Origin of the sequence: Oceanobacillus sp. AG, from assembly GCF_009746545.1 — a bacterium.
GTDB classification, from domain to species: domain Bacteria; phylum Bacillota; class Bacilli; order Bacillales; family Amphibacillaceae; genus Oceanobacillus; species Oceanobacillus indicireducens.
This window is the reverse complement of record NZ_WOWT01000013.1, coordinates 23,487-45,859: the sequence shown is the minus strand read 5'-3', so window position 1 is coordinate 45,859 and position 22,373 is coordinate 23,487. Positions and strand designations below refer to the sequence as shown.

The following is a 22,373-nucleotide window of genomic DNA, read 5'->3' as shown; positions in this document are numbered from 1 at the left end:
TACTTGTTTAATTTTAAAATAATGGTTTTCATGCTAAAATCGTACAAGACAGCGTTCATAAAGTGAAATTCATTCAATGGGGTTATCCTTCCGCTCCCACTGCATGTTAGTTGAACAGAATTAGGAATTTACGGACTATATTCCAGCATTGACATATTGGGTTTCCCTTATGTTTAGATGAGGGGATATTACAGACCGTTAATACGTGATAAAGGAGTGTACCAATTTGGAACAACATATTGAATCGATTGTAAAATGGTTAAGAGAACGAACAGAAGCCGCAAAAGCAGACGGTTTGCTTGTTGGTGTAAGTGGCGGACTGGATTCTGCCGTTGTAGCTAATTTGATTAAACTTGCCTATCCTGATAATTCTTTAGGGGTTATCCTGCCTATCCAGACAAGTGAAAAGAATATTCAAGATGCACGTGACGTCACGACAGCTTGCGGGATAGAGGAAATGACAATCGACTTAACAGAAACACATAAAATGATGTATCAAGCCATTTCGGAAAAGATGATTGAAAATAAAAGTTTTGCCCAAGCGCAGGATCAATTAGCCGATGCTAATTTACGTGCTCGTTTACGAATGAGCACATTATACACAATCGCGGCGCATCGTAATCATTTGGTTGTCGGGACGGATAATGCGTCAGAATGGTATACCGGCTACTTTACAAAGTATGGTGATGGAGGAGTCGATATTCTCCCACTCGTTGATTTTACAAAGGGCGAAGTGCGTGAAATGGCTCAAGCCTTAAACGTACCGCAAGCTGTGATTGAAAAAATTCCGAGCGCTGATTTATGGGAAGAGCAGACAGACGAAATGGAAATGGGTATTTCATATGCTGTAATCGATGCGTACTTGAAGGGGAAACAAATCTCCGAGGCTGATCAAGTGTTGATTGAAAGTATGCATGAACGCACGCAGCATAAAAGGGAAAGTCTGCCAATGTTTCACAGAAAATAAAATAGATGTGTAAAACAACCTTTCTTATACAAACTATAGATAAGGAGGTTGTTTTATTATGTTGAAAAAATCAATATTTTTTCTCTCGCTTTTGTTTATCGCAGGCTGTGTAATGTCACCTGGAAATAATTCGGAACAAGAGGGATATGGAAGTCCAAGGGCACCGAGTTATAGGAGCAGCGGGCATGATGAGGGTAATGTCAATGATTACGGTAGAATGTTACAAAAAGAAGAGCTCTCAACGAATGATTTCAATTCCTACACTGATCCAACGATTACGGATAGAAGTGAACAGATTTCACAAAAATTAATGGAAAACCGCGATATTGTCATGGCTGAAGTCCACGAAAGGGATGATCAGATTTATGTTGCGGTTCGGCTTAGGGAAAATATTGCAGATACTTCCCATGAAGAAAATGTCATTCCTGAAATTGAAAAACAGGTGAGGGATGTTATGGGAACGGATGAAAAGCAGATTATTATATGGACAGACCATATCGAATGGAATCAATTCAAAAACGAAGGAGCAGAGCTCGATTTCATGGACAACTTCAACAATTTTTTTGAAAGAGAATAAGTTGAAATAATTTTAAAGTGGTGTAAAACGTTTCCAGTGAAGGTTCACAGTCCCCTACCTCCCGCTTTCCTCAGAAATCCCTAGGTATCGGGACTGTTCCCTGGGTACCTCTAATGCATATTCATGTTATTTTTATTAGATAATATTATAATATTCAGTAATCCTAGCAATCAGTTTCTCGCGGAACAGTCCCCATACACTAAAGGCGCCTGTGAAATTGCTCGGTGGAGGCTATACTTTTCACTAGGGCCATTTTTTGGTATAGTTATTAAAGATATTGCTAGAGAGGAGAATGTCCAATGGCTGGCCATTCCAAGTGGAAGAATATACAAAGAAGAAAAGGTGCACAAGACGCAAAACGGGGCAAAATCTTCATGCGCCATGCAAAAGATATTTATACCGCAGCGAAACAAGGTGGCGGAGACGAAGCAATGAACCCGGCACTCCGTTTAGCAATCGAAAAAGCTAAAGCGGATAATATGCCGAATGATAACATAGAAAGAAACATTAAAAAAGCAACAGGAACTTTAGATGGGAGAAACTTTGAGGAAATTACTTATGAAGGTTACGGTCCTGCTGGAACAGCAATAATCGTCCATGCGCTTACCGACAATAAAAACAGAACAGCGGGAGAAATAAGACACGCTTTTAGTAAAAACGGCGGAAACCTTGGAGAAAGCGGAAGTGTCGCATTCATGTTTGACAGGAAAGGTATTATTATCATCAATAATGAACAAGGTGAGATTGATGAAGATGAAATCACACTTGAAGCACTAGAAGCTGGAGCTGACGATATCCTTACACACGAAGGCGTATATGAAATTGTTACGAGCCCGGAAAATTTCTCTGAGGTAGTTGCTTATTTTATGGAAAAAGACTTTGACATAACAGATAGCGAGTTAACGTTAATTCCACAAAATTATTCCACAGTATCGGGAGAAGATGCAGAGAAATTGCAGCAACTGATCGATGCATTGGAAGATAATGAAGATGTTCAAGAGGTTTACCATAACATTGATGAAACAAATGAATGATTATCTCTAAAACTTCTATTCCAAACTGGGATAGAAGTTTCATCATTTCTATCCTTTTATCAGGCATTAACGGTCTGTAATACCCCCACACCTAAACAGGAGTGAAGCCCAAGATGTGAAGGTGGGGAATATACAGTCCGTAAATCCCCACTGAATGAAGTTTCACTTTATCATGGTGTAACCGTCCGTAAATCTGCCGTTGTCAATTGGTGGACGAGTTAATTTAAGCGGGCTGACGTACGTGGACACTTTGATTAACCGGACTAACCTTCAGCGGGAACCCCTAACTGAATGAAGTCTTATTTTATGTTAGTATAAATCTATGAGGAAACAAAAGGAGAAGGTCATTAGATGATTGCTTATATAAAAGGCAAGTTGATGGCGATACAAGATGAAGCTATCATTGTTGAAACAACAGGTGGAATTGGTTATGAACTGCTTTGTCCGAATCCATTTTATTACCAGCATCAACTCGAAGAAGAAGTAATGATCCAGACATATCATCATGTCCGGGAAGATGCGCAGCTTTTATATGGGTTTAAGAATGAAGATGAGAAATATTTATTCACTAAGCTGATTTCTGTTTCAGGCATTGGACCTAAAGGTGCGCTTGGAATTATGAGTGCGGTTGATATCCCTTCCTTTGTTGCTGCGGTAGAAAATGAGGATGAGAAGTTCCTGACGCAGTTCCCCGGGGTAGGTAAAAAAACTGCCAGACAAATTATTTTAGACTTGAAAGGGAAGCTCACTGCCTCGTTCAGTATTACACCAACGGAAGCCGAAAATATACATAGAACAGATGAAGCTGCCTTAATAGAGGCGAAAGAAGCACTGAGAGCTTTAGGCTATACAGAAAAAGAACTGACAAGCATCATGCCTGCATTGAGAAAAGAAAACTTAACGAATTCGGATGAAATTGTCCGCAAAGGGTTAGCATTATTATTACAAAGCTAAGAGAGGAGGAAGAGTTTGATGGAAGAAAGAATGGTAGCTGGGGACGTGCAGGAAGAAGATCTTGGACTCGAACAAAGTTTACGGCCAGAAACCCTTAAGCAATATATTGGACAAGATAAAGTGAAGGAGAACTTACAAATCTTTATTCAAGCAGCTAAAATGCGGAATGAGCCGCTAGATCATGTTTTACTATCAGGACCACCTGGTCTTGGGAAAACAACGCTTGCTGCTATTATCGCCAATGAAATGGGAGTCGATTTCCGGACTACTTCAGGACCAGCGATTGAACGTGCTGGTGATTTGGCTGCAATTCTTTCCTCTCTTGAGACAGGTGACGTCTTATTTATAGATGAGGTGCACCGATTACCAAGGGTAGTGGAAGAAGTCCTCTATCCGGCAATGGAGGATTATTTCCTCGATATCGTTATTGGCACTGGTCCAAGTGCCCGTTCCGTTCGGATTGATCTACCACCATTTACTTTAGTTGGCGCCACCACACGATCTGGATTGCTGACTGCTCCGCTCCGTGACAGATTCGGTGTTTTGAGCCGGCTTGAATATTATGAACAGAAAGATTTAACATCGATTATTGAACGGACTGCTGAGATATTCGAAACATCGATTAAGAAAGAAGCAGCAGCAGAAATCGCCTTGCGAGCCAGGGGAACACCAAGGATCGCCAATCGTTTATTCAGAAGGATTCGCGATATTTCCCAAGTAAAAGGGGAAAAAACAATTAGTTTAGACATCACGAAGCAGGCGCTTGCCATGCTGCAAGTTGATGACGCGGGTCTTGATCATATTGATCATAAATTACTAACAACGATCATCGAGCGGTTTAATGGAGGTCCAGTGGGGCTGGATACGCTAGCTGCTACGATCGGAGAAGAGGCGCAAACGATTGAGGATGTATATGAACCGTATTTGATGCAGCAAGGTTTTATCCAGCGGACACCTCGTGGAAGAATGGCTACTGCTCAAGCTTATGTACATTTTGGAATGGAAGGGCCGGAAAAGAGATGAATATAAGTAAATTATTGATTATAGCGGGGATCGTTTTAATCATACTTGGACTCATCTGGCGTTTTATTGGTAGACTCCCTGGTGATATTCAGTTCAAGACTGGAAATGTGACAGTTTATTTTCCGATCGTCACTTCTATTTTAATCAGTATTATTCTGACGCTGATTTTTTATGTTATCGGCAAGTTCAGATAACGAATTCGAATAATTTGAAACCGAAACAGAATGAAGGAGATACCTATGAATATAGAAGACTTTGATTTTCATTTACCAGAGCGCCTTATTGCGCAAACGCCGCTAAAAGATAGAACCCAATCGAAGTTGCTTGTCTTAGATCGAGGTAAGGATAATCCAGAACATCGAAATTTTAAAGATATCAAGGATTATTTAAAGCCAGGTGACTGCCTTGTATTAAATGATACAAAAGTTCTGCCAGCAAGATTGTTCGGTATAAAAAAAGATACAGGTGCAAAGATTGAAGTATTGCTGCTTCATCAAGACAGTGAGGATACGTGGGAAGTATTAACGAAGCCTGCGAAAAAAGTGAAAATCGGTACAGAATTGATATTTGGAAATAATGAGTTACGTGCAGTTTGTACAGGGATTAAAGATCATGGTGGAAGAACTTTTGAATTTCATTATAAGGGCATATTCTATGAAGTGCTTGATAAGTTAGGGGAAATGCCTTTACCTCCATATATTAAGGAACAGTTACCGGAAAAAGATCGTTACCAGACTGTTTATGCGAAAGAAGAAGGATCTGCTGCTGCCCCTACGGCGGGGTTACATTTCACAACTGAATTGTTGGAAGAACTTAAGCAGTTGGGAATAAAGCTTGCCTTCATTACGTTACATGTTGGACTGGGCACCTTCCGACCAGTCAGTGTTGATAATATTAAGGAACATGAAATGCATGCGGAATTTTATCATATGTCCGAGGAGACGGCAGCTACATTAAATGAAGTTAAACAATCAAACGGACGGATCATTTCCGTTGGTACAACCTCGACACGTACATTAGAAACGATTGCAAGAGATAATAATGGGGAGTTTATTGCAACAAGCGGTTGGACGGATATTTTCATTTATCCGCCTTACACTTTCCGAGCGATCGATGGACTGATTACAAACTTTCATTTACCGAAATCAACTCTTATCATGCTGATCAGTGCTTTTGCCGGAAGAGATAAAGTGTTGGATGCTTACAGAGAAGCGGTTGAGAAAGAATATCGTTTCTTCAGTTTTGGTGATGCAATGCTAATTATATAGACAAAGGAAGAATAATATGGTACCTATAACATATGAATTAATTAAAACAGATAAGCAAACAGGTGCAAGGTTGGGCAGAGTTCATACTCCTCACGGTTCCTTCGATACACCGACATTCATGCCGGTCGGAACACTTGCAACTGTGAAGACAATGAGTCCGGAAGAGTTACAAGAGATGAACGCAAATATCATTCTCTCCAATACGTATCATCTTTGGCTACGACCAGGAGAAGATATTATCCGTGAAGCAGGCGGGCTCCATAAGTTCATGAATTGGGACGGAGCAATCCTCACCGATTCCGGAGGTTTCCAAGTGTTCAGTTTGAGCGATATGCGGGAAATTGTGGAGGAGGGTGTCCATTTTCGTAACCATTTAAACGGGGACAAGCTTTTCCTTTCTCCTGAAAAAGCGATGCAGATTCAAAATGATCTAGGGGCCGATATTATGATGGCCTTTGATGAGTGCCCGCCATATCCCGCTACTCGTGAGTACATGAAGTCTTCCGTAGAACGGACGGCGCGTTGGGCAGAGAGATGCCTCGAGGCACATGGCAGGCCGGATGAGCAAGGATTATTCGGAATTGTCCAAGGTGGGGAGTATGAAGATCTACGGAAGCAGAGTGCCAATGATTTAATCTCGCTTGATTTCCCAGGATACGCAATTGGTGGTCTTTCTGTCGGGGAACCGAAGGATGTGATGAACCGGGTACTTGATTTCACAACACCATTATTACCGACAGACAAACCGAGATATTTAATGGGGGTTGGTTCACCAGACTCCCTTATCGATGGTGCAATACGTGGAATTGATATGTTTGACTGTGTTTTGCCAACCCGGATCGCGAGAAATGGGACATGTATGACGTCAACAGGGAGACTTGTTGTGAGAAATGCGAAATTCGCACGCGATTTCCGTCCAATTGATGAAAATTGTGATTGCTATGCATGTAGAAATTATTCTCGTGCATATATTCGTCACCTTGTTAAAAGTAATGAAACATTTGGATTTAGACTTACCACTTATCATAATCTTCATTTTCTGTTAAAATTAATGGAGCAAGTACGAGCTGCTATACGCGAAGATCGTCTTGGTGATTTTAAAGAGGAGTTTTTTGAACAATACGGGTTTAACAAACCAGACGCAAAAAACTTTTAACTTGAAAATGTTCTCATATTGAGATAGAAGGAAGGAGGATGAACGTTGGATTTAATGGCATTGTTACCGATAATTTTAATGTTTGTAATTTTTTACTTCTTGCTAATCCGTCCACAGCAAAAGAGGCAGAAACAAGTAAGAGAAATGCAAAATGATCTGCAAAAAGGTGATAAGGTTATTACAATCGGCGGTTTCCATGGAATTATCCATGCGCTTGATGAAGGTACAGTAGTTATTCAAGCAGGAGACGGTACGAAACTTACGTACGACCGATCCGCAATCCGCGAGAAGGTTGCTGAGTAAGCTCAAATGTGATTCAACTACATAGAATTGCAAACAAAAAATGGTCCTATTAAAGGGCCATTTTTGTAATTTCAAGTAGGTGATTGTCTATTAATGTACGTAATCTCGATAACTTTTTAAACCATGAATATAGCTTCCTGCACTCCGCTTTCCATGAGGAGTCTCCGTGTGTTTTTTCGTTAAGATATAATACAAAATAATATAATAGGACCTACATGTTAGAGTATCTTCTGGAGCAGTATCGAGGTATCAGGACTACGGACTTCAAGTAGAGAAGAAAGGACCTGTTTAGCTCATTCTGCATCTTTTTGAAAGAGGTTAACGCCGATCATGCCACCGAAGATTGCGGCTAGTATGAAGCCTGTGTGGTGAAGCATCTGCTGTATGGAAAAGCCATTTTGATAGCCGAGATATTGAACAAGGAAAATAAATAACGTAAAACCGAGTCCAGTTAACCCGCCAACGACCCATCCCTTTGACTTCCCCTTAATTCCAGTGATCATCCCACCAATAAACAACCCGACCAACCCGACTGAAAATGCTACCCAAGAAAGCATCCATTGACTAATTGTCGTAAACTGTAAAACTAATGCCAACACAAAACTAGAAACTACAATGAACAAAAGAATGAAGATCCAGCCATATAATAAAGCGATCAATTGCCGTTGCAACGTAATCTCCCCCTATGGTCGTCCTTTTTATTACTTTATTCAACCATGCGCCCTAATAGAAGTGAATTTTCACAGAATCTCCAATTTTCCCGTTTAGCGTAACCATTTATCAAAAATAGGGATTGCTCGCAGTTCTTCCTTTGTAATAAACTGGAGTAGAAACAATACACTGAGATAAATTGCAATCAATAGAAGGAAGACCAACCCAAGCATCATTATTCCCCCTGAACTTAAGATATAAATTTCTCTTAACATCCAACCGACGAAAAAAGGCAAGAGGAAAAGAGCGATCATTTTCAGCATATCTTTGAGGGGAATATGATATTTGATTTTTTTATTCAACACCGTTAAGTGTAATAAAGTAACGAGTATGACGGAGGTTGAAAGAGCAATGGCTACACCATTCATCCCGAATGCTGGTTGCTGTGCCAATACAAAAATTATTAATAATTTCATGAAGGTGCCAATCAATGTATTCCACATCGATTCCTTTGCATAATCAAGTGCTTGAAGTGCCGATTGTAATGGTGCTTGAATGTAAAGTAGAATATAAAAGGGGGCCATTAGGATGAGCAGCTGATTGGCACTCGAACTTCCGTACATGAATAATAAAATTTGTTCAGAGAAGAGTAACAATACAATAGTCGCAATCGCTCCTGAGGCAAATGAAATCCGGATTGCTTGATGAATCCGATAATGTATAAGTTTTTGATTGTTTTTTGCTCCTGCTTCGGAAATGGATGGAATCAGCGCGATTGCAAGAGAATGTGTAATAAAGGTTGGTAAGAATAGTAATGGGATGACGTAGCCTGTCAGTTCACCGTACTGCTTCGTAACTAGTGTTGCAGTCACTCCTGCAATAGCAAGAGCTTGAGAAACGAGAATCGGCTCAAGGAAATTAGAGATAGATCCAATCAGTCTGCTGCCAGTGCTCGGCAAGGCTATTGAGAATAATTCACGCATCGTTTCCCGTGTATTCCTGAAATATGAACGGATTGGTCTTCGATTTTTACCCGATTTTCGCAATTTAAACTGATATAGCATGTACATAAGAGAGGCAAACTCGCCCAGGATTACACTGAACATTGCTCCTGCTGCAGCGAACTCAACACCATAGGGAAGAAGTAGCTTAATGAAAATATAAACAAACACTATCCGGACGATCTGTTCGAACACTTGTGCATAGCTTTGCGGCTTCATATTATGCTTGCCCTGGAAGTATCCCCGAAGAACGGATGAGATGGCGACAATTGGAACAATCGGACTAATTGCGAGCAATGGATAAATCGTGCGCTCATCTGTTAGCAGCGTCGAGGCGATATAGGGCGAACCGAGTATCATAGCGATTGTTAAAATAATACTTGTGATTGAAGTAATGAGCAGAGAGACGACAAGAATGCTTCTGATTTTCTCATGATTACCTACTGCATCGGCTTCGGCAACACGCTTAGCAATAGCAACAGGCAGCCCAATTTGGGTCAATGTAATGACTAAAAACAAGGTCGGAAGGGCGAGCATATACAGGCCTACACCTTCTTCACCAATTAAACGCGCAACTACAATTCGGTTGATGAAACCGAGGAAACGCGTAATCATTCCAGCTAGCATAAGGATTAAAGCACCTTGTAAAAATGTTTGCCTTGTCATTTTATCGTCCTGCCTTCTCAAAAAATACAAATTCATATACAATAATATATATGCAAATGTGTTGGCCAAGCATGACAAGATTCTATAAATACTCCATTTAGGAGGGGTGGATTATGGAAACAATTCAAAGCGTTAAAAAATGGAAAATAACCGTTACACCTTTTTTACACAGTAAAGCTGAAGAACTGCATCTCATGGGTTATGAACAGGCGACTAGCGAAGATGTCTGGAAATGCCTTGTAGATAAAGTATGGAAAGGGTATCCGGATAAGCGGATTTATGAGACGGTAGCTGATATTATGCAATTAAACTCATCCATTTACTTAAGCTACCTTACCGTTAGTTCGTTTCAAGATGATGATCTTGCCGGTTCCATTGCTGCTTTATTAGATACATAAAGGAATTTTAACCCGAGAGATTAAGGGAGGAACAAGGAACATGAAAAAGAGAGGCAGACTCGTTGCCTTTTTTCTAATCGTGCTTATTTTTGGCACACTGATTGGAACAACGACAACTGGAGTTACAAAAAACATAAGTTTAGGATTGGATTTACAAGGTGGCTTCGAAGTCTTGTACGAAGTCGAACCGATTGACGAAGAACAGGAGATTACCCGTGGCCTAATGGAGGGTACTGTTCAAACACTGAACGACCGGGTGAACCGTCTAGGAATTAGTGAGTCGGTCATTAACATTGAAGGAGAGAACCGCATACGTGTACAGCTTGCCGGTGTAGAGAATCAGCAAGAAGCGAGGGATATGCTTGCAACATCCGCGCAACTCTCTTTCCGTGACGTAAATGATGTCGAGCTGTTGGATGGTTCCGACGTCAAGCCGGGAAGTGCGAAACAAGACTTCGACCAAACCACGAACAAACCGATTGTTTCCCTCAAATTGAATGATGCGAATAAATTCGGTGAAGTCACTACACAGATTAAAGAAATGGGACCACCTGATAATTTATTGGTTATTTGGATGGACTTCCAGGAAGGGGATTCCTTTAAAGAGGAAATACTGAAAGAAGAGCCGAAATTCGTGTCCGCACCAAGTGTTGATCAGACATTACATACGACAGATGTCATGATAACCGGTGATTTCACGGTGGAGTCAGCGAAAGCATTGGCTGATATTATCAACTCTGGTTCCTTACCGGTCCATATGAACGAAATATTCTCTACTTCTGTTGGAGCCCAGTTTGGAGAACAGGCACTGAATGATACAGTCTTTGCAGGTATCATTGGAATAGGCCTTGTCGTTCTATTTCTAATTGCCGTTTATCGCTTTACTGGATTCATTGCTTCCATCAATTTGATTATTTATACGTATCTTGTCCTTGTTGTCTTTATGGCGATGAACGGTGTATTAACACTTTCAGGTATTGCCGCACTGATTCTTGGTGTAGGTATGGCAGTGGATGCGAACGTCATTACGTTTGAACGCTATAAGGAAGAACTCCGGTCCGGTAAATCGGTGAAAGCTGCCTTCCAAGCAGGAAGCAAGAACTCCTTCCGTACGATATTAGATGCGAACATTACGACTATGATTGCAGCGGTTGTCCTATTCATTTTTGGTACAAGCTCCGTCAAGGGATTTGCAACGATGTTAATTATCAGTATTCTCGTCAGTTTCATCACGGCAGTATTTGGAACGAGACTATTCCTAAGCTTCTGGGTGAAAAGTGGATTCTTGAAAAATAGAAAGACATGGTTTGGCGTTAAGAATAAAGAAATTAAAGATATTGCGGAACCAGAGAGGGAACCAAAACTATTTAACCGAGAAGTTGATATTGTAAAACACAGGAAAAAGTTTTTTGTATTTACGGGGATTCTTTTAGTGGCTGGGTTTGCAGCGCTAGCAATCTTCAAGATTAATCCTGGCATTGATTTTACAAGTGGATCACGAATAGAGGTAATCGCAGATGAACCGATTGATATCGAAGAGGTAGAACAGACATTTTCAGACCTTGGAGTGGAAGCGAGCAGTCTCGTACCTTCTGGAGAAAATAATGAACTTGCTGTTGCTCGCTTTGATACGGTACTTTCCGATACAGAAATTACCGAAATCCAACAAACCTTTAATGAAAAATATGGCTTTGATCCAGGGATAAGTATTGTCTCCCCGATCGTTGGAGAAGAACTCGTGAAGAATGCGGTCTATGCGGTTGCAATTGCAGCGGTATTCATCATTATTTATGTTGCATTCCGGTTCGAATTGATATTCGGGGTTACAGCAGTCCTTGCACTTCTACATGATGTATTGATCATGTTGTTCGCTTTCAGTATTACGCAAATTGAGTTTGATATAACGATTGTTTCGGCAATCCTGACGATTATCGGTTACTCTATTAATAATACGATTGTAATCTTTGACCGAGTTCGGGAGAATATTCAATTTGAAAAACGGGTAACGTCTAATAAAGTACTTGCTAGGATTATTAATAAGAGTATTATTCAGTCGTTTACTCGTACAATGAATACGACAATATCAACATTAATTGCGATTCTTGCATTTCTTGTACTCGGAACGTCGTCCATCTTTACGTTTACTCTTGCATTAGTAATTGGGTTAGTTGCAGGTACGTATTCTTCCCTCTTCCTTGCAGCTCAAGTATGGCTCGTCTGGCGAGGGAAAAATCTCAAAGAAAAACCACTCGATTTCAGAAAGAAAAAACGAGTGGAAGGACCCCAAGTATAAGCTCTTAGGAGGAGATGGAAATGAAAGGTCAGGGTTACGTTATTCTGGCAATTGTACTAACGATTTTAATATCAATATTTGCCGTTATCAATATTGAGCCTGTCCAAGTGAACTATTTCTTTTGGAGTGCGACATCTCCTCTCATTCTCGTTATTTTGTTTTCCGTTTTAATGGGAGGACTCATTACAGCTGGTGCAGGCATGTTTAAAATCTTTCAAATGCGGAAGCAAATGATGAAGCTTGAGAAGGAACATAAGCTTTACCGGGAACGTTTGGAGAAAGCGGGCATCACACCACCTGTAATTAAAGAAGAAACAAAGGAGAAAAACGTTAAAACCGTTCCTAAAAAGAATAATTAAATTGCTACCCCTGCCGGTCTTTTGTATAATAGATTGGTCAGGGGTGAATTTATGTTACATAGCAAGGCAAACTGGAAAACATTAACAATTGAATCTGATGCAAAATTAATAAATGATATATCTTTTAAACTTTCTCCTGTTGTTGAAAAACTATTGCTGCAACGGGGGATTCGCTCGTCTAGGGAAGCGGAAAAGTTTTTATTCCCATCTTTGGACGATGTTCATCCACCTGAAAAGATCCAATGGATGGATAAGGCAGCCACGCGTGTAAGAGAAGCAATTGAACAAAATGAAAAGATTTTAGTTTACGGTGACTATGATGCAGATGGTGTCACTTCTACAGCTGTTCTCATTAAGGCTTTGGAAGAGCTTGGAGCAAATTGTTCCTATTACATACCAAATCGATTTACAGAAGGCTATGGACCGAATGAAGAAGCTTTCCGCCAAGCTTATGCTAACGGGTTTACAGTGATCATTACGGTGGATAATGGAATTACAGCTGTTCACGAAGCGAATGTGGCAAAAGCTCTTGGCGTTGACCTTATTATTACCGATCACCACGAGGCACAGAATGAACTCCCTGATGCTTATGCAATTATTCATCCCGCTCTCTCTGAGGATTATCCATTTAAAGAATTGGCTGGAGTAGGGGTTGCATTCAAGTTCGCTCAGTACTTACTTGGGTTTTTTCCGAAACATCTGCTCGGGTTTGTAGCGATTGGAACGATTGCCGATCTAGTTTCGTTAACGGATGAAAACCGAGTACTATCCTATTACGGACTGAAAGAATTAACAATAAGCAATACACCGGGAATTTCAGCATTAAAACAGATCTGCAAAATCGAAGGAAATGTGACAGAAGAAGATGTTGGTTTTAAAATGGGACCACGCTTGAACGCAGTTGGAAGGCTGCAGGATGCCGGTCTTGCCGTCGAACTTCTACTGACCGAGTTCCAAGAGGAAGCCCAAGAGCTTGCTGAAGAAATAGATCAGTTGAATCAGGAAAGACAGCGGATTGTAGAAGTGATAAGAAAAGAAGCAGAGAAAATGGTAGACCCAAGCAAGTTCGGTGTTATGATTGTATATAAGGAAAATTGGAATGAAGGTGTACTGGGAATCGTTGCTTCTAGACTTGTGAAGCAATTTGATCGCCCGGCAATTGTATTGAACTTTAATCCAGAAACGAATGAATTAAAAGGTTCCGCAAGAAGTATTCCAGCTTTTGATCTATTCACGAATTGCATGAAAGTTCGCCATCTATTTTCAAAGTTCGGTGGGCATGCTCAGGCAGCGGGGATGACGATCCCTCTTGAGAATGTTGAAAAAATTCAGGAAGCACTTGACGGATATATGAAAGAGCAACTGACGGAAGAGGACTGCAAAGAAGAAATTATAATTAGTGGAGAAGTGGAAATCGCTGAGATAAACGAAGGGTTAATCGATGAAATCAATCGTTTGGCACCATATGGAATGGGGAATCCGAAACCTGTTTTCAAGATCGAACATATTCCTGCTGAGGGAAGGCAGATTGGAAGCAAGAAAAACCATTTGAAATTGCAATTCCGCGAAGATGGAAAGCTTTTGGATGGAATCGGCTTTGGATTTGGAAATCTTTATTATGCAATTTCGCCGAACACCCCTCTACAAGTAGTTGGGGAGTTAGGAATCAATGAATGGAATGGCAACCGCAAACCCCAGATTATGATTCAGGATATGCGAATAGAGGATTGGCAGCTATTCGATTATCGTGGCAGAAAAAATGTTGATTTCAGCTTTTTGGCAAATGAAGAAGTTATCGCTGTCTCGGAAAATCCACTAGAATATAGCTTTATTCCCACAATCAGCTATGAAGCGAAAGGCCAGGAATTACAGAAAGTTCCTCACCTGATTTTGTGTACACTGCCAGCTCGATTGAATGACTTAATTCAACTCATCCAGAAGATACAACCAGTTAATATTTATGCTTGTTTCCAATTAAATGACAGTGCCTATTTAAAGACATTTCCAACGAGAGAAGACTTTGTCTGGTTATATGCACTGTTTCATAAGCGGAAAACAATCGACATGAAGCGGGAAATCCAGTCCATCATGAAAGTAAAATCTTGGTCCAAAGAACATGTTGTTTTCATGCTGCGTGTTTTTTCCGAGCTTGAATTTGTTAGGATGGATAATGGAGTAGTTCATGTCAATCCAACACCGGAGAAAAAGGATTTGGAAACTGCTGATGTGTATCAGGAAAGGTTACGACAGTTAGAGATTGAACAGCAATTGTATTACTCCAATTATGAGGAGTTTAAAAACTGGTTTACACCATATATAAATTACCTTGAAACGGAAAAGTCCAAGGAGGAAATGATAAATGGATTATAATAAATATATTGAAATTGTAGATGACTGGCCGAAAGAAGGGATTTCTTTTAAGGATATTACCCCGCTTATGGCTGATGGTGATGCATTCCGCGCAGCAGTTGATGATATTGTTGAGTTTGCCAAAGAAAAAGAAGTAGACGTTATCGTAGGCCCGGAAGCAAGAGGATTTATTATAGGTTGCCCTGTATCTTACGCGTTAGGCCGCGGATTCGTACCTGTTCGAAAAAAAGGCAAGTTGCCTCGAGAAGTGATTCAAGTAAACTACGGTCTGGAATATGGTGAGAATGTGTTATGCATCCATAAAGATGCGATTAAACCAGGCCAGCGGGTTCTTATTACAGATGACTTACTAGCGACAGGTGGAACAATCGAAGCAACAATTAAACTTGTTGAAGAGCTCGGTGGAGTAGTAGCAGGCTGCGCATTCCTTATTGAGTTGAGCTATTTGAATGGCATTGATAAATTAGAAGGATATGAAGTTCTATCTTTGATGACGTACTAATATGCACATCAGGTCTGGCTATATATTGGTCAGACCTCTTCTAATATATCCACAAATTCGATTCTGTTCTTGTTTTTTCACCGTAATTATAGACAGTGGACGAATAAACGCATATAATGGAAGTTATTTAAAAGGATAATTATTAAGGAAACTTCCTTATCTACAGATAAGTCAAATAATTTCAGATAGTTGATAAAGGTGATTAAATGGCAAAAGATGAAGTTATAACAATTGAACAATTAATGGACAGGGCAAGTGAATATTTATCAACGGACTATCTAACCTTTATTAAACGCGCCTATGAATATGCAAAAAAATCCCATGAAGGCCAATTTAGAAAGTCAGGAGAACCGTATATCGTCCACCCTGTCCAGGTTGCTTGGATACTTGTTGATCTGCAAATGGATGCGGAGACCATTGCAGGTGGATTTTTACATGATGTCGTTGAGGATACTGAGACGACGCTGGAAGAAATTGAAGGAGAGTTTAATGAGGAAGTTGCTTTGCTTGTCGATGGTGTAACGAAACTTGGGAAAATCAAGTACGAGTCCAAAGAAGAATTACAAGCGGAGAACCACCGCAAAATGTTTGTTGCAATGGCAAAAGACATTCGGGTCATTCTCATTAAGCTTGCGGACCGTCTGCATAATATGCGGACATTGAAGCATTTACCACCACATAAACAACGGCAAAAAGCGAATGAAACAATCGAAATATTTGCCCCGCTTGCTCACCGTCTCGGAATTTCAACGATTAAATGGGAATTGGAAGACACCGCGCTACGGTATCTAAACCCGCAGCAATATTACCGCATCGTACAATTAATGAAACAGAAGCGAGAACAGCGTGAAACATATATTGAGGAAGTCATCAAGCAATTATCGATTCAACTGGATGAAGTCCATATTGAAGCGGAAATGTCCGGTCGTCCGAAGCATCTATATAGTATTTATCAAAAAATGGTGAAGCAAAACAAGCAATTTAATGAAATCTATGATCTGCTCGCTGTGCGGATTATTGTAGACAGTATTAAAGATTGTTATGCTGTGCTCGGTATTATCCATACAAACTGGAAGCCGATGCCTGGAAGATTTAAAGATTATATTGCGATGCCAAAACAGAACCTTTATCAATCCTTGCATACGACTGTTATCGGTCCGAAGGGTGATCCGCTTGAGGTGCAGATCCGGACAAAGGAAATGCATGAAATTGCAGAGTACGGGATTGCTGCACATTGGGCATATAAAGAAGGTAAACAGGCGAAGAGTGGTTCAGGCAGTTCATTTGAAGAGAAATTATCTCTGTTTCGGGAAATACTAGATTGGCAAAGCGAAACCCATGATGCGGAAGAGTTTATTGAGTCATTAAAAATCGACTTATTCTCTGATATGGTCTATGTTTTCACACCTAAAGGCGATGTGGTTGAACTCCCTTCAGGGTCTGTGCCAATCGACTTTGCCTATAAAATCCATACGGAAATTGGTAATAAAACGATTGGGGCCAAAATTAACGGAAAAATGGAACCCCTTGAATATAAATTGAAAAATGGCGATATTGTTGAAGTGATGACCTCGAAACATTCTTATGGTCCATCGCAGGATTGGTTGAAAATCGCAAAAACTTCACAAGCGAAAAGCCGAATCAAACAGTTTTTCAAGAAACAACGCCGGGAAGAAAATATTATCAAAGGGAAGGAAGCTGTCGAACGGGAAATCCGTGCGCTCGACATTCTTCCAAAAGAAGTATTAACCGAAGAGAATTTGAAACGAGTTTGTGAGAAATTCAGCTTTACGAATGAAGAAGATCTTTATGCAGCGGTCGGCTATCAAGGAATTACAGCAGCACTTGTAGCTACAAGGTTAACAGATACGATACGGAAAGATAGAGAAAAAGAAGAAAGTGTTAAAAAGATACTTTCCGAGGAATCGGCTGAAAAGACGAAAAAGAGAGCGCATCGTAAAGATTCAGGTGTTCGGGTAGAAGGAGTAGAAAACTTATTAGTACGTTTAGCGAAATGTTGTAACCCTGTACCAGGTGACGAAATCAGAGGTTATATTACGAAAGGACGGGGTGTGTCCGTGCACCGAGCCGACTGTCCGAATATCGATACGGAAGAAGCGAAGGAACGATTTATAGACGTATCTTGGGAAGACGATTATACAGACACGAAGCATTACTATGTCGATTTGCAAATTTCAGGGTATGATCGTCAAGGAATGCTTAATGAAGTGCTTCACGCTGTAAGTGAAATGAAGACAAATATTACCCATGTGAATGGGCAAACGGATAAGAATAAAATGGCTGTCATTCATTTGACAATTCTTATTCAAAATACGGGTCATTTAAGAAAAATTGTTGGCAGATTAAAGAAAATCCCAGATGTATACTCTGTAACAAGAACGATCAACTAGTTGTAAAGTAAGGAGAAATAGTGAAATGAAAGCAGTAATTCAACGCACAACCAATGCATCCGTAACCATAGATGGTTCCGTCGTAGGTGAAATCGATCACGGTCTCGTCGTATTGCTTGGGGTGACACATGAGGATACCGAGCAAGATGTTAATTATTTAGTGAATAAAATCATCAATTTGCGTATATTTGAAGATGAAAATGAAAAAATGAATTTGTCTTTAAAAGATGCGGAAGGAAGCATTTTGTCAATTTCGCAGTTTACGTTATATGCGGACACGAGAAAGGGAAGAAGACCAAGTTTCGTTCATGCGGCAAAGCCTGACGTGGCTAATCGTCTATACGAAAGTTTTAATGAAGCACTGCGGCAGGAAGGTATCCATGTAGAAACCGGTGAGTTTGGTGCTATGATGGACGTTAACCTAACCAACAACGGTCCAGTCACTATCCTAATCGACAGCAAAGATAAATAAAAAAGAAGCAGGGATATGTAATAATTGCATCCCTGCTTCTTTTTTTTGGTTATTCGGTGTCTGCGAAATAACGCTGCAGACCGTTGATAATACCGGTCACCATTTTCTTTTGATATCCCGTGCTATGTAATAGCTCATCGCTCTCTTCATTGGATATAAACCCGAGTTCAAGCAATATACCAGGATTAAACGTTAGGCGGGTGACATATAAATCTTGGTTAGAAATTCCTCTATCTTTTTCATTTGTTTCCTTAATAATTTCACCATGGACATAAGTTGCAAGCGATTCATATTGATCATGATAATAGAAAGACTCAATACCTGAAACACTTGGAACTTCAGGGAAGCTATTGTAATGGATACTTAAGAAAGCATCCGTATTGATAACGTTAGCTAAGCTGGAACGGCTTTCTAGAGGGATGAATTCATCATTCTGTCGAGTCATAACGACTTCTGCTCCAAGTGCCGTCAATTCCCTTTCCAACTCTCTAGCCGTCAAGTAGGTAATGTCCTTCTCGTAGGATCCGCTAATACCAATTGCTCCGACATCTCTACCGCCGTGTCCCGCATCAATTATAATGGTTTTACCCCGCAGACTAGTGTTCCGGTTACCGGTTTGTTCAATATAATCTCGTAGAACAAAACCTGATACCTTATCATTTGTAATCTCCAGCCAATTTTCCGTTTCCGAGACAACTTCAAATTCTTCCTCCTTATCGGTAAATGCAACAATATCAGAACCGGGAGAAGCTTCTTCTCTTAGATGGGTTCCATCTTGCTGAATCGTCACAGTAGACAAGGAAGGTTCTTCTAATTTTTCCTCCTCTTCTTTTGTTTCCTTAACTGGATCGTCCTCTTCATTTATCGTCACAAACTCTTTTGTAATCCAACCTTCCGAATCGGCATATTGAATTTTTATCCACTCGTCCGTTTCTTCAAGGATTTCATATTCATCCCCGCTGTTAACTTGTCCGATACGATCGAAATCTGTACCAGGTCCAGTTCGGACATTCAATTTATCTTCTTCGATCATTGCATTTTTTGCAAAAGCCGTTGAAGTAAGTAATAAAAGAAATGTGAAAGAGAGGATGATAATCTTTCTGAAAGACAAATTTGTTCCTCCAATCTATAAGTACAGTCTATAGTAGTATTCTAAAGTATAATAAATTTTTGTGCTAGTGGCAAAGCTAACGGTGCAGCAATCAATGCGATTGAAATTTGCTGCAGACATCATAACAGAGAAATCAATGGGAAGACAGGCACAGCAAGATGCCCTGCGCACAAAAATATGCTAAGTTGCATGAAAAACTTAACAGGACCTGGCGCTACAACGATTCGTACTGGTATCCGTCTTGAGGCGTTAAGAAATGGCTGCGGTGTTATTTAAAGGTAAATCATATGATTTAGGAATGGAACAACCACACCTAGAACAACCAAACCTATGGTGATAAAAAGGATGGTTCCGACTAGCGGTAGATACCATTTTCTAATTTTGAGTTGGAGCCGATAGTTCAGACCCCACATTGCTAGGAGAAAAATAAGGTATAGGAAATCGATAATTCCAAAGTTGGGGACTGGTCCTGGTTCGCTAATATTTATTAAGAGACCAAATGCAACAAAACCAACCAGTCCGAGTAAGAGCCAATTGACAGCATGCACGACAATTTCATAAATAGTAACATTAGTTCTCATTAAATCTCCACCCTAGTAATTTGTAGTGTAATCCTTTTCAATATACATTTTATGACCTGTTCGAAGGGGTGAAAGGGCCTGGTGTCAATACACTCCGTAATGGAATCCGTGGTAAAGCTTTTCTGGATGGTTGCGGGCTTATCTAATAAAAACGTCGTATATGAATGGTATGCCTACATCCAGGAAGAGATGGCGACGTAAAGGACAGTTCCGGCTATTGGTAGAATCCATTTTTTTCTCTTTAACTGGAGCCAATAATTGAATGCCCACATTGCAGTCAGGAAAGCAATGGTGATAAATGCAATCATGTCAGAGGTGGGGTTTTGGTTTGGGCTAATGTTTACCACAGAGAAAAAGGCGAGAATACCGATACATCCGAGCAAGAGCAAATTAACAGCATGCACGATAATTTCATAAATAGTATCATTGTTGTTTTTCATTAAATCTCCACCCCCGGTTATTTAATGTGTAATCACTTACAGAGTACTATAAATAACCTTCATGAACAATAGGAAAGTGTCTTATATAAATAGACGACTTACGTAATTGGGAACACGATTATAGAGGGCCGCGAAGAAGGACTGGATCAAAACATCAGTAAATAAAAATTAAGATGTTGTTCTTATACAATCGTTCTTGACAATTTTCTTGGAACAGCTTATGATTATAATCATTCAAATAAGCTACGAATAAATAGACAATACCGTTGACGGAAAAAGTAATTGGAAACTAGGTAAAGCAGAGAAGAGATGTCACTGGCTGAGAGCATTTCTATACGATAGTCCAATGAAAGACATTCCAGAGGATATAGACCGAAAATTAGAGTAGGGATATACGTAGACAGGCGTTAACTGTGTGTAGAGCGGATGTATTTACATCAACTAGGGTGGCAACGCGGGCAAAAATCCCGTCCCTTATTTTTATAAGGGACGGGATTTTTATATATTTTTTCGAGGAAATAAATTTGTAGAAAGAAAAGGAGGAGATGGTGTTGAGTATGAATGCACCACGAGGAACGGTTGATATTTTACCGAAAGATGTCAAAGCTTGGCAATATGTTGAAGAACAAATTAAGGAAATCTGTAAGAGATATCATTATAAAGAAATCCGTACTCCTGTCTTTGAGCATACAGAAGTGTTCCAGCGCGGAGTTGGTGATACGACGGATATTGTCCAGAAAGAAATGTACACGTTTGAGGACCGCGGCGGGAGAAGTTTAACGCTAAGACCTGAAGGAACAGCTGGCGTCGCCCGGGCCTATGTGCAAAATAAGCTGTATGGAGATGTGAATCAGCCAGTTAAACTTTATTATTTTGCAGAAATGTTCCGTTATGAGCGCCCGCAAAAGGGTAGAATGCGTCAATTGAATCAGTTCGGTATCGAAGCGCTAGGCAGTGCGGATCCCGCTATTGATGCGGAAGTGATTGATTTAGCAATGACGGTTTATCAATCATTAGGATTAACTTCCTTGAAGCTTGTCATTAATTCCCTAGGTGATAAAGAAAGCAGAGAGAAGCACCGTCAAGCATTGATCGACCACTTCACTCCGCATAAAGAAGAGCTATGTGCCGACTGTCAAGTCCGCCTCGAGCAAAATCCGTTACGTGTCCTCGATTGTAAAAAGGACCGGGACCACCCGGCAATGGGAACAGCACCATCGATTCTTGACTTTTTGAACGAAGAATCGAAAACGTATTTTGAGGAAGTAAAAGGGTACTTAGATGCGATGAGAATTGACTATGTCATAGATCCTACCTTAGTTCGCGGGCTGGATTATTATAACCATACGGCTTTTGAAATCATGAGTGATGCAAAAGGATTTGGAGCGATAACAACACTTGCTGGTGGTGGAAGGTACAACGGAATGATCGAGGAGTTCGGTGGGCCAACTACACCTGCTATCGGTTTTGGAATGGGCTTGGAGCGTCTTCTGATGGCCCTTGAAGCTGAAGGGGTTGAAATACCGGACACGGACAAATTAGATTGTTACGTCGTTGCTGTTGGTAAGGAAGCGGAACAAGCAGCTGTTCGCCTAGTTCATGACCTGCGTGCAAATGGTGTGCAAGTTGATAAAGACTATCAAATGCGGAAGATGAAAGGCCAATTGAAAGCAGCGGACCGTTACGAAGCTAAATATGTCCTAATCCTTGGTGAAGAAGAGGTAAGCAACAATACGGTAACAGTAAAGGAAATGGCTACGGGTGAACAACAAGTTCTACCGATGGAAAATATAGTTGATACGCTGACAGGGAAATTAACAGGAGGTAGTAAGTAAG

22 protein-coding genes and 1 other annotated feature are annotated in these 22,373 nt (G+C 40.4%); of the genes, 17 read left to right on the top strand and 5 right to left on the bottom strand.

Features of this window, described 5'->3' with window-relative positions; all coding sequences use genetic code 11:
• The first annotated feature begins 226 nt into the window (after positions 1-226).
• The 9 genes from nadE to yajC all read left to right on the top strand — a co-directional run bounded on the left by nadE (position 227) and on the right by yajC (position 7,282).
• Positions 227-967 carry an NAD(+) synthase gene (gene nadE, locus GN217_RS08650; protein ID WP_156856282.1) on the top strand — a complete coding sequence of 247 codons (741 nt, stop codon included), beginning with the start codon at positions 227-229 and terminating at the stop codon, positions 965-967.
• A 58-nt stretch (positions 968-1,025) separates the two neighbouring features.
• Positions 1,026-1,544: a YhcN/YlaJ family sporulation lipoprotein gene (locus GN217_RS08645; protein ID WP_156856281.1), complete on the top strand. Its 519-nt coding sequence runs from the start codon at positions 1,026-1,028 to the stop codon at positions 1,542-1,544.
• Between the two features lie 299 nt (positions 1,545-1,843).
• Positions 1,844-2,578, top strand: coding sequence for a YebC/PmpR family DNA-binding transcriptional regulator (locus GN217_RS08640; protein WP_156856280.1), 735 nt, complete (start codon positions 1,844-1,846; stop codon positions 2,576-2,578).
• 351 nt (positions 2,579-2,929) lie between these two features.
• Entirely contained in the window at positions 2,930-3,532 is a 603-nt protein-coding gene (ruvA, locus tag GN217_RS08635; protein ID WP_156856279.1) for a Holliday junction branch migration protein RuvA, read from the top strand.
• A gap of 18 nt (positions 3,533-3,550) precedes the next feature.
• The gene (ruvB, locus tag GN217_RS08630) at positions 3,551-4,555 is read left to right on the top strand and encodes a Holliday junction branch migration DNA helicase RuvB (RefSeq protein WP_156856278.1); all 1,005 of its coding nucleotides are present in this window, start codon (positions 3,551-3,553) and stop codon (positions 4,553-4,555) included.
• Positions 4,552-4,749, top strand: coding sequence for a DUF2905 domain-containing protein (locus GN217_RS08625; protein WP_188856584.1), 198 nt, complete (start codon positions 4,552-4,554; stop codon positions 4,747-4,749). Before ruvB ends, GN217_RS08625 begins: the two co-directional genes overlap by 4 nt.
• A gap of 45 nt (positions 4,750-4,794) precedes the next feature.
• On the top strand, positions 4,795-5,823 hold the full coding sequence (gene queA, locus GN217_RS08620; protein WP_156856340.1) for a tRNA preQ1(34) S-adenosylmethionine ribosyltransferase-isomerase QueA: 1,029 nt from the start codon (positions 4,795-4,797) through the stop codon (positions 5,821-5,823).
• Positions 5,824-5,839: 16 nt separating this feature from the next.
• Positions 5,840-6,979, top strand: coding sequence for a tRNA guanosine(34) transglycosylase Tgt (tgt, locus tag GN217_RS08615; RefSeq protein ID WP_156856277.1), 1,140 nt, complete (start codon positions 5,840-5,842; stop codon positions 6,977-6,979).
• Positions 6,980-7,033: 54 nt separating this feature from the next.
• A complete protein-coding gene (gene yajC / locus GN217_RS08610) occupies positions 7,034-7,282 on the top strand; it encodes a preprotein translocase subunit YajC (protein ID WP_156856339.1) in 249 nt (82 codons plus the stop codon).
• A gap of 293 nt (positions 7,283-7,575) precedes the next feature.
• Here yajC and GN217_RS08605 read toward each other — a convergent pair whose 3' ends face one another.
• Together GN217_RS08605 and spoVB are read right to left on the bottom strand one after the other, a co-directional pair.
• A complete protein-coding gene (locus GN217_RS08605; RefSeq protein ID WP_156856276.1) occupies positions 7,576-7,953 on the bottom strand; it encodes a TIGR04086 family membrane protein in 378 nt (125 codons plus the stop codon).
• Positions 7,954-8,046: 93 nt separating this feature from the next.
• Entirely contained in the window at positions 8,047-9,600 is a 1,554-nt protein-coding gene (spoVB, locus tag GN217_RS08600; RefSeq protein ID WP_156856275.1) for a stage V sporulation protein B, read from the bottom strand.
• Between the two features lie 113 nt (positions 9,601-9,713).
• Between spoVB and GN217_RS08595 the strand changes: the two genes are divergently transcribed.
• The 7 genes from GN217_RS08595 to dtd all read left to right on the top strand — a co-directional run bounded on the left by GN217_RS08595 (position 9,714) and on the right by dtd (position 18,405).
• The gene (locus GN217_RS08595) at positions 9,714-9,998 is read left to right on the top strand and encodes a post-transcriptional regulator (RefSeq protein ID WP_156856274.1); all 285 of its coding nucleotides are present in this window, start codon (positions 9,714-9,716) and stop codon (positions 9,996-9,998) included.
• 40 nt (positions 9,999-10,038) lie between these two features.
• The gene (gene secDF / locus GN217_RS08590) at positions 10,039-12,291 is read left to right on the top strand and encodes a protein translocase subunit SecDF (RefSeq protein ID WP_156856273.1); all 2,253 of its coding nucleotides are present in this window, start codon (positions 10,039-10,041) and stop codon (positions 12,289-12,291) included.
• A 20-nt stretch (positions 12,292-12,311) separates the two neighbouring features.
• Positions 12,312-12,650, top strand: a complete 339-nt coding sequence (locus GN217_RS08585; protein WP_156856272.1) for a LapA family protein — start codon at positions 12,312-12,314, stop codon at positions 12,648-12,650.
• Positions 12,651-12,701: 51 nt separating this feature from the next.
• Positions 12,702-15,020, top strand: a complete 2,319-nt coding sequence (gene recJ / locus GN217_RS08580; protein WP_156856271.1) for a single-stranded-DNA-specific exonuclease RecJ — start codon at positions 12,702-12,704, stop codon at positions 15,018-15,020.
• Positions 15,010-15,522, top strand: a complete 513-nt coding sequence (locus GN217_RS08575) for an adenine phosphoribosyltransferase (RefSeq protein WP_156856270.1) — start codon at positions 15,010-15,012, stop codon at positions 15,520-15,522. Before recJ ends, GN217_RS08575 begins: the two co-directional genes overlap by 11 nt.
• 206 nt (positions 15,523-15,728) lie before the next feature.
• Complete coding sequence (locus GN217_RS08570; RefSeq protein WP_156856269.1) at positions 15,729-17,933, top strand: RelA/SpoT family protein; 2,205 nt, start codon at positions 15,729-15,731, stop codon at positions 17,931-17,933.
• A 25-nt stretch (positions 17,934-17,958) separates the two neighbouring features.
• Positions 17,959-18,405 (top strand): D-aminoacyl-tRNA deacylase, encoded by a 447-nt coding sequence (gene dtd, locus GN217_RS08565; protein WP_156856268.1) that lies wholly within the window; start codon positions 17,959-17,961, stop codon positions 18,403-18,405.
• Between the two features lie 49 nt (positions 18,406-18,454).
• Here dtd and GN217_RS08560 read toward each other — a convergent pair whose 3' ends face one another.
• From GN217_RS08560 to GN217_RS08550, 3 genes are all read right to left on the bottom strand, one after another.
• Positions 18,455-19,516: an N-acetylmuramoyl-L-alanine amidase family protein gene (locus GN217_RS08560; RefSeq protein WP_156856267.1), complete on the bottom strand. Its 1,062-nt coding sequence runs from the start codon at positions 19,514-19,516 to the stop codon at positions 18,455-18,457.
• Between the two features lie 272 nt (positions 19,517-19,788).
• Positions 19,789-20,097, bottom strand: coding sequence for a hypothetical protein (locus GN217_RS08555; protein WP_156856266.1), 309 nt, complete (start codon positions 20,095-20,097; stop codon positions 19,789-19,791).
• A gap of 173 nt (positions 20,098-20,270) precedes the next feature.
• Positions 20,271-20,537 carry a hypothetical protein gene (locus tag GN217_RS08550; RefSeq protein WP_156856265.1) on the bottom strand — a complete coding sequence of 89 codons (267 nt, stop codon included), beginning with the start codon at positions 20,535-20,537 and terminating at the stop codon, positions 20,271-20,273.
• A 257-nt stretch (positions 20,538-20,794) separates the two neighbouring features.
• Positions 20,795-21,015: a binding site (T-box leader), on the top strand.
• Positions 21,016-21,088: 73 nt separating this feature from the next.
• Between GN217_RS08550 and hisS the strand changes: the two genes are divergently transcribed.
• The gene (hisS, locus tag GN217_RS08545; protein ID WP_156856264.1) at positions 21,089-22,372 is read left to right on the top strand and encodes a histidine--tRNA ligase; all 1,284 of its coding nucleotides are present in this window, start codon (positions 21,089-21,091) and stop codon (positions 22,370-22,372) included.
• Position 22,373: the final 1 nt, after the last annotated feature.

Coding starts and splice junctions, on each gene's coding strand:
- GN217_RS08575 (WP_156856270.1), top strand. CDS start 15,010: ATGGATTATAATAAATATATTGAAATTGTAGATGACTGGCCGAAAGAA.
- GN217_RS08595 (WP_156856274.1), top strand. CDS start 9,714: ATGGAAACAATTCAAAGCGTTAAAAAATGGAAAATAACCGTTACACCT.
- ruvA (WP_156856279.1), top strand. CDS start 2,930: ATGATTGCTTATATAAAAGGCAAGTTGATGGCGATACAAGATGAAGCT.
- spoVB (WP_156856275.1), bottom strand. CDS start 9,600: ATGACAAGGCAAACATTTTTACAAGGTGCTTTAATCCTTATGCTAGCT.
- secDF (WP_156856273.1), top strand. CDS start 10,039: ATGAAAAAGAGAGGCAGACTCGTTGCCTTTTTTCTAATCGTGCTTATT.
- GN217_RS08550 (WP_156856265.1), bottom strand. CDS start 20,537: ATGAAAAACAACAATGATACTATTTATGAAATTATCGTGCATGCTGTT.
- GN217_RS08625 (WP_188856584.1), top strand. CDS start 4,552: ATGAATATAAGTAAATTATTGATTATAGCGGGGATCGTTTTAATCATA.
- queA (WP_156856340.1), top strand. CDS start 4,795: ATGAATATAGAAGACTTTGATTTTCATTTACCAGAGCGCCTTATTGCG.
- recJ (WP_156856271.1), top strand. CDS start 12,702: ATGTTACATAGCAAGGCAAACTGGAAAACATTAACAATTGAATCTGAT.
- GN217_RS08555 (WP_156856266.1), bottom strand. CDS start 20,097: ATGAGAACTAATGTTACTATTTATGAAATTGTCGTGCATGCTGTCAAT.
- yajC (WP_156856339.1), top strand. CDS start 7,034: ATGGCATTGTTACCGATAATTTTAATGTTTGTAATTTTTTACTTCTTG.
- GN217_RS08570 (WP_156856269.1), top strand. CDS start 15,729: ATGGCAAAAGATGAAGTTATAACAATTGAACAATTAATGGACAGGGCA.
- GN217_RS08585 (WP_156856272.1), top strand. CDS start 12,312: ATGAAAGGTCAGGGTTACGTTATTCTGGCAATTGTACTAACGATTTTA.
- dtd (WP_156856268.1), top strand. CDS start 17,959: ATGAAAGCAGTAATTCAACGCACAACCAATGCATCCGTAACCATAGAT.
- ruvB (WP_156856278.1), top strand. CDS start 3,551: ATGGAAGAAAGAATGGTAGCTGGGGACGTGCAGGAAGAAGATCTTGGA.
- GN217_RS08645 (WP_156856281.1), top strand. CDS start 1,026: ATGTTGAAAAAATCAATATTTTTTCTCTCGCTTTTGTTTATCGCAGGC.
- GN217_RS08640 (WP_156856280.1), top strand. CDS start 1,844: ATGGCTGGCCATTCCAAGTGGAAGAATATACAAAGAAGAAAAGGTGCA.
- tgt (WP_156856277.1), top strand. CDS start 5,840: ATGGTACCTATAACATATGAATTAATTAAAACAGATAAGCAAACAGGT.